The 13,522-nt window shown below is 37.0% G+C and carries 13 protein-coding genes and 1 tRNA gene; 6 read left to right on the top strand and 8 right to left on the bottom strand.

Annotation, left to right across the window (positions count from 1 at the left end; genetic code table 11):
* Nucleotides 1-188: 188 nt before the first annotated feature.
* The 5 genes from IE155_RS03830 to rpsU form a co-directional block, all read right to left on the bottom strand.
* Nucleotides 189-265, bottom strand: a tRNA-Ile gene (locus tag IE155_RS03830).
* 349 nt (nt 266-614) lie between these two features.
* Nucleotides 615-2,462, bottom strand: a complete 1,848-nt coding sequence (gene rpoD, locus IE155_RS03825) for an RNA polymerase sigma factor RpoD (RefSeq protein WP_189376779.1) — start codon at nt 2,460-2,462, stop codon at nt 615-617.
* Between the two features lie 130 nt (nt 2,463-2,592).
* The gene (gene dnaG / locus IE155_RS03820) at nt 2,593-4,350 is read right to left on the bottom strand and encodes a DNA primase (protein WP_189376778.1); all 1,758 of its coding nucleotides are present in this window, start codon (nt 4,348-4,350) and stop codon (nt 2,593-2,595) included.
* Between the two features lie 191 nt (nt 4,351-4,541).
* Nucleotides 4,542-4,988 carry a GatB/YqeY domain-containing protein gene (locus tag IE155_RS03815; RefSeq protein ID WP_189376777.1) on the bottom strand — a complete coding sequence of 149 codons (447 nt, stop codon included), beginning with the start codon at nt 4,986-4,988 and terminating at the stop codon, nt 4,542-4,544.
* A gap of 40 nt (nt 4,989-5,028) precedes the next feature.
* The gene (gene rpsU, locus IE155_RS03810) at nt 5,029-5,244 is read right to left on the bottom strand and encodes a 30S ribosomal protein S21 (protein ID WP_184420901.1); all 216 of its coding nucleotides are present in this window, start codon (nt 5,242-5,244) and stop codon (nt 5,029-5,031) included.
* Nucleotides 5,245-5,461: 217 nt separating this feature from the next.
* Here rpsU and tsaD point away from each other — a divergent pair, with 217 nt between their 5' ends.
* Nucleotides 5,462-6,475, top strand: coding sequence for a tRNA (adenosine(37)-N6)-threonylcarbamoyltransferase complex transferase subunit TsaD (gene tsaD / locus IE155_RS03805; protein ID WP_189376776.1), 1,014 nt, complete (start codon nt 5,462-5,464; stop codon nt 6,473-6,475).
* On the opposite strand, the gene plsY is transcribed toward tsaD, so the two are convergent.
* The gene (gene plsY / locus IE155_RS03800) at nt 6,472-7,062 is read right to left on the bottom strand and encodes a glycerol-3-phosphate 1-O-acyltransferase PlsY (RefSeq protein ID WP_189376775.1); all 591 of its coding nucleotides are present in this window, start codon (nt 7,060-7,062) and stop codon (nt 6,472-6,474) included. The genes tsaD and plsY overlap by 4 nt on opposite strands.
* 214 nt (nt 7,063-7,276) lie before the next feature.
* Here plsY and folB point away from each other — a divergent pair, with 214 nt between their 5' ends.
* The 4 genes from folB (at nt 7,277) to IE155_RS03780 (ending at nt 10,298) form a co-directional block, all read left to right on the top strand.
* The gene (folB, locus tag IE155_RS03795; protein ID WP_189376774.1) at nt 7,277-7,630 is read left to right on the top strand and encodes a dihydroneopterin aldolase; all 354 of its coding nucleotides are present in this window, start codon (nt 7,277-7,279) and stop codon (nt 7,628-7,630) included.
* Between the two features lie 2 nt (nt 7,631-7,632).
* Nucleotides 7,633-8,145 (top strand): 2-amino-4-hydroxy-6-hydroxymethyldihydropteridine diphosphokinase, encoded by a 513-nt coding sequence (gene folK, locus IE155_RS03790; protein WP_189376773.1) that lies wholly within the window; start codon nt 7,633-7,635, stop codon nt 8,143-8,145.
* Nucleotides 8,142-8,954: an undecaprenyl-diphosphate phosphatase gene (locus IE155_RS03785; protein ID WP_189376772.1), complete on the top strand. Its 813-nt coding sequence runs from the start codon at nt 8,142-8,144 to the stop codon at nt 8,952-8,954. Before folK ends, IE155_RS03785 begins: the two co-directional genes overlap by 4 nt.
* A 186-nt stretch (nt 8,955-9,140) precedes the next feature.
* Nucleotides 9,141-10,298: an acyl-CoA dehydrogenase family protein gene (locus IE155_RS03780; protein WP_189376771.1), complete on the top strand. Its 1,158-nt coding sequence runs from the start codon at nt 9,141-9,143 to the stop codon at nt 10,296-10,298.
* 49 nt (nt 10,299-10,347) lie between these two features.
* On the opposite strand, the gene IE155_RS03775 is transcribed toward IE155_RS03780, so the two are convergent.
* Nucleotides 10,348-11,742: a diguanylate cyclase gene (locus IE155_RS03775; RefSeq protein ID WP_189376770.1), complete on the bottom strand. Its 1,395-nt coding sequence runs from the start codon at nt 11,740-11,742 to the stop codon at nt 10,348-10,350.
* Between the two features lie 280 nt (nt 11,743-12,022).
* Between IE155_RS03775 and IE155_RS03770 the strand changes: the two genes are divergently transcribed.
* Nucleotides 12,023-12,871, top strand: a complete 849-nt coding sequence (locus tag IE155_RS03770; RefSeq protein WP_229817003.1) for a tetratricopeptide repeat protein — start codon at nt 12,023-12,025, stop codon at nt 12,869-12,871.
* Nucleotides 12,872-12,895: 24 nt separating this feature from the next.
* Here IE155_RS03770 and msrA read toward each other — a convergent pair whose 3' ends face one another.
* Nucleotides 12,896-13,432 (bottom strand): peptide-methionine (S)-S-oxide reductase MsrA, encoded by a 537-nt coding sequence (gene msrA / locus IE155_RS03765; RefSeq protein ID WP_189376768.1) that lies wholly within the window; start codon nt 13,430-13,432, stop codon nt 12,896-12,898.
* Nucleotides 13,433-13,522: the final 90 nt, after the last annotated feature.

Here is a 13,522-nt window from a genome sequence, read left to right as displayed (position 1 = left end):
TATGTTCAAACTAACTTAATTACAGCTTTTTTATAAGGTTATTTGTTTTAATTAGTGGTGTCTTGGTCTTTTAAAATACACAGGAAACTGTGTGGTTTAAATTTGTGTTGGTAGGACTTGGAAATTTCTTAGGTAAAATACTATTAATTTAGATGGCACTACTATATAAGTCGTATGATTCGTGAAAATGGTGGGCCCGCCCCGACTTGAACGGGGGACCTGCCGATTATGAGTCGGATGCTCTAACCAACTGAGCTACGGGCCCATTTTCACAAATTTGGACTAACTTTTTTCTATAACTACTTTAAACCAGTTGATATAAATCGAATGTTCTAACAAACTAAGCTAAGCAGTTATATTCTGTTCCGAGGTGTTCTCTACGAAACGGCGTGCAGTATAAGCATTTTTTAAATTGTTGTCACTATTAGAAGTTTAAAAAGTCATTAAAATAAGACTGATAGCTTAAATGTTAGGCAGTCATTCAGTTTTAAGGGCATTCTAAGGGGGATTTCTTCAAAAGCTATAAGCTAGAATGTAATGTCTTTTGTATCGTATGTCGCTCTGAGATCAAAAAAGCCCCATTAAGGGGCTTTTAATTTTAGCTATTTATAAGCTTATTCACCATCTAAGAAACTTTTCAGTTGCTCAGAACGAGAAGGATGACGTAATTTACGTAATGCTTTGGCTTCTATTTGACGAATACGCTCACGGGTAACATCAAATTGTTTACCTACTTCTTCAAGCGTATGGTCAGTATTCATGTCAATACCAAAACGCATTCTAAGTACTTTAGCTTCACGGGCCGTTAAGCCAGCTAGTACTTCATGTGTAGCATGTTTTAAGTTTTCAGCTGTTGCTGAATCAACTGGCAATTCACCGCTACCATCTTCAATAAAGTCACCTAAGTGTGAATCTTCATCATCACCAATTGGTGTTTCCATCGAAATAGGTTCTTTTGCTATTTTCAATACCTTACGAATTTTATCTTCAGGCATGATCATGCGTTCTGCTAATTCTTCTGGTGTTGGTTCGCGGCCCATTTCTTGTAACATTTGACGAGAAATACGATTAAGTTTGTTAATCGTTTCAATCATATGTACTGGAATACGAATGGTACGTGCTTGGTCAGCAATTGAACGCGTTATTGCTTGGCGTATCCACCATGTGGCGTACGTTGAAAATTTATAACCGCGACGGTATTCAAATTTATCAACAGCTTTCATTAAGCCAATATTACCTTCTTGGATTAAATCCAAAAATTGTAAACCACGGTTGGTGTATTTTTTCGCAATTGAAATCACTAAACGTAAGTTGGCTTCCACCATTTCTTTTTTCGCGCGGCGAGCTTTTGCTTCACCAATTGACATACGACGGTTAATGTCTTTTATGCCATGTACGTTTAAGAAAGTTTCTTCTTCAAGTTGGTTTAACTTGTAGATACAACGTTCAACGTCTAATTCAATGTCCGCTAATTTTGCAGAATAAGGTTCACCAGCCGCTTTTTGCTCTTCAAACCAGTTTTTAGAGGTTTCGTTACCTGGGAATATTTTAATGAAAGTAGTTTTTGGCATACCAGCGCCAACAACACAGTGCTTCATTATTAAACGTTCTTGAACACGTAAACGATCCATGATTGAACGCATATTTTTAACTAAGCGATCAAATACTTTTGGTACTAATCTAAATTCTTTAAAAACTTCTGCTAGTTCATCAATAGCTTTTTGCGCTTCGGCATGGCCACGACCTTTGCTAGCAATTACATTATTAGCATTTTCATATGCGGCACGTAACAATGTGAATTTTTCGCGTGCTAATTCAGGATCTGGCCCTGTATCAACGTCTTCTTCATCTTCATCGTCGCCATCTTCATTGTCGTCATCTTCATCATCAAGTTCTTCTTCTGATAATTCAGAGCCGATGTGTGTAGCGGCAATTGGAATCTCTTCCTCTTCAGCATCTGGGTCTAAAAAGCCAACGATGATATCGCTTAAACGACCTTCTTCTGCTTCAAAGTTGTCCCACTGTTCCAGCAAGTAATTAATGGCTGGCGGGTATTCTGATACCGAACGTTGAACTTCTTTGATCCCTTCTTCGATACGCTTAGCAATAACTATTTCACCTTTACGGGTTAATAGTTCAACAGTACCCATTTCACGCATATACATGCGGACAGGATCCGTCGTACGTCCTATTTCACTTTCAACAGTAGCAAGTGCTTGGGCGGCTGCTTCTGCGGCATCTTCGTCGGTATTAGCTTCGCTCATCATTAACGTATCGCTATCAGGCGCGTTTTCAAATACCTGAATACCCATATCGTTAATCATACGAATGATATCTTCAACCTGATCAGAATCGATAATATCCTGAGGGAGATGATCATTAACCTCGGCAAACGTTAAGTAACCTTGCTCTTTACCTTTGGTTATGAGCTCTTTAAGTCTAGATTGTGGGGCTTGATCCATTGACGATTGTCCACCTTTTATGGCTATCAAATTACGAACAGTAAAGCTGAAAATTATAGCAAAATGCTTGATATATTACCAGTAGTTAAATTATAGCAGTTGAGTTAAGACTCATTGCTTATTTATGCTTTTATGCATTTAATAACGCCTGTAATTCTTGCTTTTCTTGCGTATTCATTTCACCTGTGCGTGCTTTTTGTAATAATAGTTCTGTTCTTTGTTCTACAAAACTGTCTAATATTTTTTCAATACTGTCTAAAAAAACGCCTTCTGCGGCTTCTTTTACAACATGATGTTGCCAACACATTAGTTTGGCAAGTTGCTTACCTTCATCTGTTTCTCGAAAGTGTTCGAGTAATTGAGCACTTTTTATATTTTCATTTTGCAAACATATAGCAATAATTTTATTCAATAACGGAAGACCCGGTATATCTATTTGTTGCAGCATGGTCGGCTCAGGTAATGATCCTACTATATGGGGATACTCAAGTAATAATGCAATAGCTAAACGTACAGGAGTGACTTTTTGTTGCTTAGTCTTTGGTTTTATTGATGTTTGTGTCGCAAATGATTTATTGAGTTTCGCGAGTTGTTGCTCGTTACCATGGCCAAAATGATTGGCTAATTGAGTTAAGATTGTATCCTTTAACGTACTGGCAGGAAGTTTTGTTAAATAAGGCTGGAATGATTCTATTAATGCGCCTTTACCCTCTGCTGTTTGAATGTCGACCTGAGCAAGTAAATGATCAAATATAAACTTTGATAAAGGTGTCGCTTGATTAATTATATCTTCAAATGCTTGTTGTCCTTGCTGACGAATTAATGAGTCAGGGTCTTCACCGTCAGGTAAAAATACAAATTTAAGCGAATATCCATCTTGTATTAGAGGTAGTGCGTTATCCATTGCTCGCCAAGCAGCTTCTCGCCCTGCACGATCACCGTCATAGCAACAAATAACTTCTTTTACAGTTCTAAAAAGTGTTTGTAACTGTTCAGGTGTAGTTGCTGTACCAAGTGATGCAACAGCATAATCAACGCCATGTTGAGCAAGCGCTACCACATCCATATATCCTTCAACTACAACTAATCGTTGTAAGTTTTTATTGGCTTGTTTTGCTTCATAAAGCCCGTAAAGTTCTTGTCCTTTATGATATATGCGAGTTTCAGGAGAGTTTAAATACTTAGGCGTGCCATCGCCGAGTACTCGACCGCCAAACCCAACTATGCGCCCGCGTTTATCACTAATAGGGAACATTATACGGCCACGGAAACGATCATAAGGTCTATTTTTATCACCTTCAATTGCCATGCCTAAGTCAATAAGTTGCTGATTAACATTGGCATTCCTGCCGAACAGTTTCATCATGCCATCCCAGTTATCGCTGATATAACCTATGCCAAAACGTTTAGCTATTTCACCGCTTAACCCTCGACCCTTTAGGTAGTCAATAGCAATATCTTTATCGGGAGCGACTTTGAGTTGTTGTTGATAAAAACGACTAATATTCGCCATTAATTCGTAGTCGTCTTGCTTTTGCAAGTAGGCTTGTTGTTGTTGCTTAAGCTGAGCAGGGCTTTGGTTTTGCTGCTCTCTGGGTACTTCCATATTGTAATGAGAGGCTAACTCTTCAATGGCATCAGGAAATTCAAGGCGATCAAACTCCATTAAAAATGAGATGGCATTGCCATGCTCTCCGCAGCCAAAACAATGATAAAACTGTTTATCCTGGCTTACGGTAAATGAAGGTGATTTTTCTGTATGAAAAGGGCAACAGGCTTGATAATTTTTACCTGCTTTTTTTAATGGCACGCGTGAGTCAATAAGCTCAACTATGTCTGCTCGTGCTAGTAAATCATCAATAAACTGTCGAGGGATCATACCGGCCATTAACTGTAAAAACCTCTACAAAAATTTTATCGGGAACGTAGTTTACACCCGAGATGATTCTGATCTCAATCTCTATTTATATCTTTATTGAAATGATATTAATGGGACAGTGATATTAAATAAAACGAGTTAATGATAATAAAAAGCCGCATATTCAGTAAATATGCGGCTTTTTCAATAATACAATTAGTTTAACTATTTAATGCTGCTCTTATTTGGCCGCTTACGGCTCCTAAGTCAGCTTTACCTTGCATTGCAGGTTTTAAAATTGCCATTACTTTACCCATGTCAGCCATAGAAGTGGCGCCGGATTCAGTGATAGCATTGCTAATTAATTGATTAATTTCTTCTGGGGTAAGCGGTTGCGGAAGAAACTCTTCTAACACAGCCACTTCTGCTTGTTCATTTTCAGCCATATCGTCGCGACCACCTTCAGAAAACATTTTTATTGACTCTTTTCGCTGTTTAACCATTTTGGTTAAAACAGGAAGAACATTCTCGTCAGTTGCTTCGGTGTTATGATCGATTTCAGCTTGCTTGATAGCAGATAATGCCATACGAATAACGCCAAGACGTAATTTGTCTTTAGCGCGCATGGCATTTTTCATTTCATTTTTGAGTTGTTCAAGTAATGTCACTTGTTATTACTCAATTTTAGTATTCTAAACTAAGGTCGGCTTAGTACATGCGAATGCGACGAGCATTCTCACGAGAAACTTTTTTAGCTGCACGCTTAACAGCTGCTGCTTTTTTACGTTTACGTTCCCAAGTTGGTTTTTCATAAGATTCGCGACGGCGAACTTCTGAAAGGATACCTGCTTTTTCACATGAACGTTTAAAACGACGTAATGCTACGTCAAATGGTTCGTTTTCTCTTACTTTAATTACTGGCATGTTGCCTCTTACCTTAGTTTATATCTATATAAATCGGTGACCGTTTCGACTCGTTTAGTCTAACTTACACCCGCTCTATCAAAAATTGGTGCCGTATTCTAAGGCTAATGACCTATTAATGTAAAGTTTTAAATGATAATTGGACTAGTTTAATTACAAAATGCTAGGTAAAATCGCTGTCCCTTAACATTTAACCATGATCATAGTTAGAAGCCATATGCGAATTTTAGGAATAGAAACCTCTTGTGATGAAACTGGTATTGCCATATATGATGAAAAAGAGGGGATATTAGCTCATCGCCTTTATAGCCAAATAGCAGTGCATGCTGATTATGGTGGTGTTGTACCTGAATTAGCGTCACGTGATCATGTACGAAAGACAATTCCTTTGATTAAAGAAGTACTGGCTGATGCTAAGTTAACGGCAAAAGATTTAGATGGTGTTGCCTATACAGCAGGCCCTGGGTTAGTTGGCGCATTACTGGTAGGGTGTTCTATTGGAAGGAGTTTGGCATACGGTTGGAATTTACCTGCGGTGCCTGTACATCATATGGAAGGTCATTTACTAGCGCCTATGTTAGAGGATGATGTGCCGGACTTTCCTTTTGTTGCATTACTCGTATCAGGTGGTCACACTATGTTGGTTCGAGTCGATGGTATTGGCCAATATGAGCTGCTGGGTGAGTCTGTTGATGATGCGGCCGGCGAGGCTTTTGATAAAACAGCAAAACTACTAGGTTTAGATTATCCCGGTGGACCTGCGCTAGCAAAAATGGCGGAAACAGGAAAAAAAGGGCGTTTTAAATTTCCTCGCCCAATGACTGACAGGCCTGGTTTAGATTTTAGTTTTAGTGGTCTAAAAACTTTTGCCGCTAATACCATTCATAAAGAAGAAATGGATAAGCAAACACATGCGGATGTTGCTTATGCCTTCCAAGAAGCTGTAGTTGATACTTTAGCAATAAAATGCAAAAGGGCATTACTTCAATGTGAGCTTAAGCGTTTAGTTATTGCTGGTGGTGTGAGTGCTAATACTGAATTGCGCGCTAAACTTGAACAAATTACGGCTAAATTAGGTGGCAAAGTTTATTATCCTCGACCAGAGTTTTGTACAGATAACGGCGCGATGATAGCTTATGCCGGTATGCAACGATTAAAAGCAGGCGTATTTGCTGATTTGTCTTTTAAAGCTACGCCACGTTGGCCGTTAGATACCTTAGCCGCTATTTAATATTTCTTAGATATTTTAGGTTCAGTACCTTTAAGTAAGCGTACTAAGTTTGCTCTGTGCCTTAAAATAATCAGCACTGATAACATAATAACAGGGTAAGTATAAAGGGGTTTAAGTAACCAAGTGTAAAAGGGAGCTAAACTTACAGTAATAATAGCTGCTAAACTTGAGTATCGAGTGGTTTTTGCAACAAAGTACCATGTAAAAACCAGTAAACCGGCTAAATCTAGCCCTATAGGAAGTAAAACGCCAAACGCTGTAGCAACGGCTTTCCCACCTTTAAATTGAAAAAATATAGGGTACATATGCCCTAAACAAACGGCTAGTGCGATAGCGCCTAAATAGATTGGCTCAATGCCAAAAAAGTATGCGCCCCATACAGGAATAGTACCTTTTAATACATCAAAAGCTAATACAGTAGCCGCAGTACGTTTATTACTTATTCTTAAAACGTTTGTTGCGCCTGGATTATTTGAGCCTTCAGTTCTAGGATCGGGTAAGTTAAGTAGTCGGCAAATGAGAATGGCGCTAGAAATAGAACCTAATAAATAAGCAAAAATTATCAAAATAATTGTTAATAGCAACATAATTATTTTCTATCCCTGAAAGTAAACGCCATTATTTTAATCAATTTCTCCGCCAGAAAAAATAAAATAGAAAAGTTTCCTTATTCTATCCCTTACTTTGCTAGTTTTTCTACTCCTTGGCAGGTAAACTCGCCATTTATTTCTATTATTCGCTTATTTGGTTACTATTTTAAGTCGGAATATATTTTTAGCTGTTATTTTAGTGAGACTAGTCATGGACAAAGTATTTATTCAAGGACTCAGTATACAAACAACCATAGGTTTTTATCCTTGGGAAAAAGAAATTAAACAAACGTTAGTCATTGACTTAATGATGGGATGGAATACAGCACTTGCCGCTGAAAACGATGAACTAGCTAAAACCCTTGATTATGCTGAAATTTCAGAAAAAGTGGCGGAGTTTGCGAATAATAATTCTGTCGATTTAATTGAAACACTTGCTGAAAGATTGGCGAATTATTTAATGTCGAGTTATCACATACCTTGGTTAAAGTTAACAATAGGAAAGCCAGGTGCTGTTCACAATGCGATTACGGTTGGGGTCGAAATAGAACGGGGTAAGCAATAATAATGGCGCAGGTTTATATTTCTCTCGGCTCAAACATTAATAAGAAAGTAAACTTAGCTAACGGTCTAAATGCACTTCATCAGGTTTACGGGACGTTAAGGTTATCTTCTTTATATGAATGCCAAGCAGTAGGATTTGTAGGCGATAGTTTTTTTAATATGGTGATAGGAATAGATACTCAGCAATCACTTAATGAAGTGGCTGAGCAATTACGAGCTATAGAAATACGCTTTGGTCGACCTGTTGATGCAAAAAAATTTAGTTCTCGTACTTTAGATTTAGATATTTTGTTGTTCGATAACATTGTTTTGGTGGAACCCATTCAAATTCCACGGCATGAAATTCTGACTAATGCTTTTGTTTTGTGGCCGTTAGCTGAGATTGCAGGTAATTTAAAACACCCACAAAAACAGCAAAGTTTTAATGAGTTATGGGACGAATTCGATAAAAATTTACAACAAATTGAAAAAGTTCCATTTCAATGGAATCCATCCACAGGTAACGTAAAATTATGAGTATATTTGAAGTTTTCATTTTATCCCTTATTCAAGGGTTAACAGAGTTTCTTCCTATTTCAAGTTCGGCACATTTAATTCTTCCTTCTGCTGTTTTAGGTTGGCAAGATCAAGGGCAAGTATTAGACGTTGCATTGCATGTGGGAACTTTACTTGCTGTTGTAATGTATTTTCGTCAAGAAGTCGCTTCAATGGCGGTTGCTTGGTTTGGCACTATTGGTATAGGGCCTGAAAAAAATAAAAAAAGTTTTGACGGTACATTAGCGTGGTGGATACTACTAGCGTCAATCCCTTTGGGGTTGGTTGGCTTTCTTGGTCACGATTTTATAGATGCTAATTTACGTTCAGCTGCCGTTATTGCAGCGACAACCATTGGATTTGGTTTGTTACTTGGTTTTGCTGATATTAAAGCGAAAGAAAATGTCAGCATTGAAAATTTAGGTTTTAAAGGTGCAATGATTATTGGCTTGTCTCAAGCCTTAGCGCTAATTCCCGGTACTTCACGTTCCGGAATAACTATGACACTGGGTATGATGTTAGGATTAACCAAAGAAAATGCTGCCCGTTTTTCATTTCTTTTGTCTATACCTGGGATCATTATGCCAGGCGGCTATTTAACTTATAAGTTAATTTCATCAACAGAAGCCGTTGATTGGCAAGTATTAGGCTTAGGAAGTGTGCTCGCTTTTTTTAGCGCCTACGCCTGTATTCATTATTTTCTGATATTAGTCAATAAAATAGGCATGATGCCGTTTGTTATTTATCGCTTGATTTTAGGGTTTGGCTTGCTTTGGTTTTTACTGGGTTAGTCAATTAAATAAATTTTAATCACCTATGCATAAAGTGCCTATTAATAAAAATTGAAGGCGCTTTTTTTTATTGTAAATATTTAAGAACGCTTTAAGTTTACGTAAACGTTAAGTTGGCGTGTAAATTAACATGGTTTTGTATACTATAGCGCCATAATATTTCTACTTTTTGATAGTGAGACAGATATGAATCTTTCATTAACTGAAGAACAAATGATGATTCAGGATATGGCATGTAAGTTTGCTGAAAGTGAACTTGCGCCTGTTGCTGCACAGTTAGACGAACATGCTAATCAACCTTTATTTTTAGAAAACTTAGCCAAATTAACTGAATTAGGCTTTATGGGACTTAATATTAAAGCTGAATACGGCGGTGTTGAAGCCGGAAGTGTGGCGTTTAGTTTAGCAATTACTGAAATAGCTAAAGCCTGCGCCTCAACAGCTGTGACCACGTCGGTCACTAATATGGTTGCAGAAGTCATTCAAGCTGTCGGTAATGAAGAGCAAAAACAGAACTATTTACCTAAGCTTTGTGGCGGTGAATACAAAGCCGGTGGATTCTGTTTAACTGAAGGAAGTGCAGGGTCTGATCCTGCTGGCATGAAAACAACCGCAGTTAAAAGCGGTGATGGTTATATTTTAAATGGTAGTAAGCTTTATATTACTAGTGCAAGTTTTGCGGATATATTTGTTGTTTGGGCGGTAACGGATCCTAACGCACCGAAAGGTAAAGGTATTTCATGTTTTTTAGTTGAAGCCAATACACCTGGTATCACGGTTGCTAAAGCTGAAGAGAAAATGGGACAAAAAGCATCGCCCACGAATGAAGTACATTTTGAAGATTGTCATATTCCTGCAACAGCGTTAATGGGGGTAGAAAACAAAGGTTTTTCTGTAGCTGTTGGTGAATTAGCGGGTGGCAGAATAGGTATCGGTTCGTTGGCGTTAGGTGTTGGTAAAGCGGCATTAGACTATGCAAGAGAGCATTTAATGGAACGTAAACAATTTGGTCAACCACTAGCTAATTTTCAGGGGTTACAATGGATGTTGGCAGAACGTTACACAGATTTAGAAGCTGCACGATTATTGTTAATGCAAGCTGCATTCACTAAAGATCAAGGCCAGCCTTTTGGAATGGCAGCTTCAATGGCAAAGCTTTTTGCTACAGAGAAAGCGAATAAAGCTTGCTATGATGCACTGCAATTAATGGGTGGGGCTGGCTACATTAAAGAATATCCACTAGAGAGATTAGCACGAGATGTCAGAGTGACGACTATTTATGAAGGCACTAGTGAAATTCAAAAAGTGATTATTGCTAGAGAGTTATTAAAACAGGTCAGCTAATTCTCTTATGTTGATTGAAAGGGGTGAAGTATCCAGTTAATTGCTATTATTAACTCATTATCTGGATACAGTCTTTACCTTTAAATTTGGCCTGATACATAGCTTTATCTGCATATTTAAACCATTCTGAAGCGGTAATCCCCTTTTCTAATTCGGCAATGCCAATGCTACAAGTCACCCCACTGATTTCATCAATATGAATTTTAGTCATTCCTTTTTGGATACGTTCGGCAAGTTTGTATGCTTCTTCTAATGATGTTTCTGGGCAAACTACAACAAATTCTTCTCCTCCCCAACGTGACACAATATCAGTTTCCCTTGCTATAGATAGTAGAGTTTTTGCGATATTTTTTAAAATGTTATCCCCAATAGTATGTCCATGGTTATCATTGATAGCTTTAAAGTCATCAATGTCTATCATGAGCATGCATACTTGTGTTTGGTAACGAGCGGTAAGCTTAATTTGTTGTTCAATAATTTTGGAAAGATGAGTTCTATTAAATAGACCGGTTAAAGGATCTTTCATTGCTAACTCTGTTAATTGAAGATTTTTCTCAGCTAACGTGTGATGGAGTTCTTCAAGTTTCATATTTTTATCTGCAAGGGCTCTACCATGTTGTTTCAATTGCAAATAACGAATCAACAATATAACTACAATTATTAAAAATAAACAGCTAACTTGAAGAGCTATTCTATAATTAGGTGGCTCAATTATTTTAATTGATTTTAGATAGTGTGTGACTTTCTTGCGCTCTTCTTTAGTTATTTGAGCTATTGCTTGATTAAAAATAGGGAGTAAATACTCTTTTTCTTTTGCAACTCCAATACGTAATTGATCTTCTAAGTTCGCTATACCAGCTATTCTAATATTACTGAAATTATTTTCTTGAATAATACGATTAGCCGCATGAAATGAACCAACAAAGTAATCCACTTCATTATTCTCGACTTTTTGTAATCCAAGAAATCCATTTTCTACCGGAACTAAATTGGTATTTGGGAAGTGTTTACTTAAGTGGTGATGTAGACGATAGCTTTTAACCACCGCAATTGATTGATTAGTTAAGCCGGACAAGTTACCTATGATAGGATTTTTGAAATGAGCATATATAGCATTTGGAGCTCTAAAATAATCATCACTGAAAGATAAATATTGTCGACGTTTTTCGCTAGTATTAATAAGTGGAATTAGATCGCATTGACCAGATTTAACGAATTCTAAGCTTTCTTCCCAAGAGGACGTGGGTACAAGAATAAAGTTTATATTTGATTTTTCCGCGATAAGATCCACAAAAATTTTAGAAATGCCAGTATGCTTTTGTTTAACTATTGACTCATAAGGGGCCCAATTAGGATCAACACAATAGTTAACAGATAACTTCTGCTCCGCATAACTAGATGCGATGAGAGAACTATAGATTATTATTAGTAAATGCTTTAGCACCTGTATCCCAGTACAATGTATTTAATTGTTTAACTTAATCCTGACGTATACCTTTTGGTATGTAACTCACTATTCGCTCAATGAATAATGGAATGCATAAATTAACTATAGGCTTATATTGGAAAAATAAAAGTTTTAATATAACCCCTTGTTTAAATAAAGTAAGCCCCAAATTAATTGTTATACAGAAGCAAAGTTAATATGACAAAAATTCAAATGGTATATGCTTTTTAAACCAAATGAATAATTGCATTATTACGCCTATTTAATGGAAAGAACAGTGACAGATTACCCAATAGCAATTACCTTAGAGAATTTTCAACAAATTATTCTTGAGCAGTCTAAAAGTACCCTAGTGTTAGTTGACTTCTGGGCGGAACAAGTACCTGAAAGTGTTGAGTTAAAAAATTTATTGACGACTAAATTGGCTGAACACAAAGATACAATTTTATTAACGACTGTTGACTGCTTAACGCAGCAAGAAATAGCTTCTCAGTTTGGTTTACAATCATTGCCTACTGCCGTATTGATAAAAGATGGGCAACCCATTGACGGCATTTCTGGTCCACAAACTGATGAGTCAATAGCGACTTTTTTAGATAAATACTTACCTAAAGCTGAAGATAACTTCTTAAAAATAGCTAAAGAGCAATTTTCAAAAGGGAAAATTAACGAAGCATATACCAGTATTAGTAGCGCATACCAGTTAAACAATGATCGCGCTGATATCAAATTGTTACTGGCAGAATGCGCCATTCAAATAGGTAAATTATCTGAAGCACAGTCGTTAATTTCAAGCATAAAAATGGTTGATCAAGATAGTTACTATCAAACGATTCTTGCTAAACTTGAATTAGCGATGGAAGCTGCTGACTCTCCCGAAATACAAGCACTTGAAGAAGAGTTATTGCAGTCACCTGATGATATAGAATTACAAAAGAAGTTAGCGGCTCAATACAGCCAAGTAAATCGCTATGAAGAAGCGCTAGCTATTCTTTTTACTTTAGTGCAAAAAAATGTAGATGAAGGGGAAAGTAAGCATTTTTTACTTGATGTATTAAAGGCGCTACCAGAGGGAGATCCGTTAGCGTCTAAATATCGCCGTAAATTATTTTCAATGATGTATTAGTGTTTAAAGCATAGAACCTAGGTTCTATGCTTTTAATAAATGAGAAAAAGTTGTTAGAAATTTTTGTACTTTTTTCGCCACAACAAGTTGGCAATATCGGTTATCAGTGTTGTTTGTAAAGTAATTTTGGTGGTAGCTTTCTGCACTATAAAAATTTGAATAAGCGGCAACTTTGGTAACAATAGCTTGTTCATATTCCCCGCTTTGGCTGAGTTGTGCGATTTTTTCGAGTGTGGCAACGCGCTGTGCATCATTATGATAAAGTACAGTGGAACGATACTGAGTTCCTATGTCATCACCTTGACGGTTTAGTGTTGTTGGATCATGAATAGCAAAAAAAACATCTAATAATTGGTCAAAAGACACAACGTTTGGATCATATTCTATTTGAATAACTTCGGCATGATTAGTGGTACCTGAGCAAACTTGCTCATAAGTCGGATTTTCTATATCGCCATCAGCATAGCCACTAACCACAGTAATAACACCTTTTAATCTTGAAAATATAGTTTCTGTACACCAAAAACATCCAGCGCCTAAGGTGATTAAATTAGTTTTCATAGTGACCCTATTAACGTTTTATATACTTTATTTATGATAGCTCATTGTATTTTGCGCATAGACGGCTGTCTATCATGATTTTAGTTTTAT

The organism is Thalassotalea profundi, assembly GCF_014653195.1.
Taxonomy (GTDB): Bacteria; Pseudomonadota; Gammaproteobacteria; order Enterobacterales; family Alteromonadaceae; genus Thalassotalea_B; species Thalassotalea_B profundi.
This window is presented reverse-complemented; position numbering and strand designations above follow the sequence as displayed.

Bases quoted from the DNA above. Each gene is read 5' to 3' on its own strand.
- rpoD (WP_189376779.1), bottom strand. From the start codon at position 2,462: ATGGATCAAGCCCCACAATCTAGACTTAAAGAGCTCATAACCAAAGGT.
- dnaG (WP_189376778.1), bottom strand. From the start codon at position 4,350: ATGGCCGGTATGATCCCTCGACAGTTTATTGATGATTTACTAGCACGA.
- rpsU (WP_184420901.1), bottom strand. From the start codon at position 5,244: ATGCCAGTAATTAAAGTAAGAGAAAACGAACCATTTGACGTAGCATTA.
- tsaD (WP_189376776.1), top strand. From the start codon at position 5,462: ATGCGAATTTTAGGAATAGAAACCTCTTGTGATGAAACTGGTATTGCC.
- plsY (WP_189376775.1), bottom strand. From the start codon at position 7,062: ATGTTGCTATTAACAATTATTTTGATAATTTTTGCTTATTTATTAGGT.
- folB (WP_189376774.1), top strand. From the start codon at position 7,277: ATGGACAAAGTATTTATTCAAGGACTCAGTATACAAACAACCATAGGT.
- folK (WP_189376773.1), top strand. From the start codon at position 7,633: ATGGCGCAGGTTTATATTTCTCTCGGCTCAAACATTAATAAGAAAGTA.
- IE155_RS03785 (WP_189376772.1), top strand. From the start codon at position 8,142: ATGAGTATATTTGAAGTTTTCATTTTATCCCTTATTCAAGGGTTAACA.
- IE155_RS03780 (WP_189376771.1), top strand. From the start codon at position 9,141: ATGAATCTTTCATTAACTGAAGAACAAATGATGATTCAGGATATGGCA.
- msrA (WP_189376768.1), bottom strand. From the start codon at position 13,432: ATGAAAACTAATTTAATCACCTTAGGCGCTGGATGTTTTTGGTGTACA.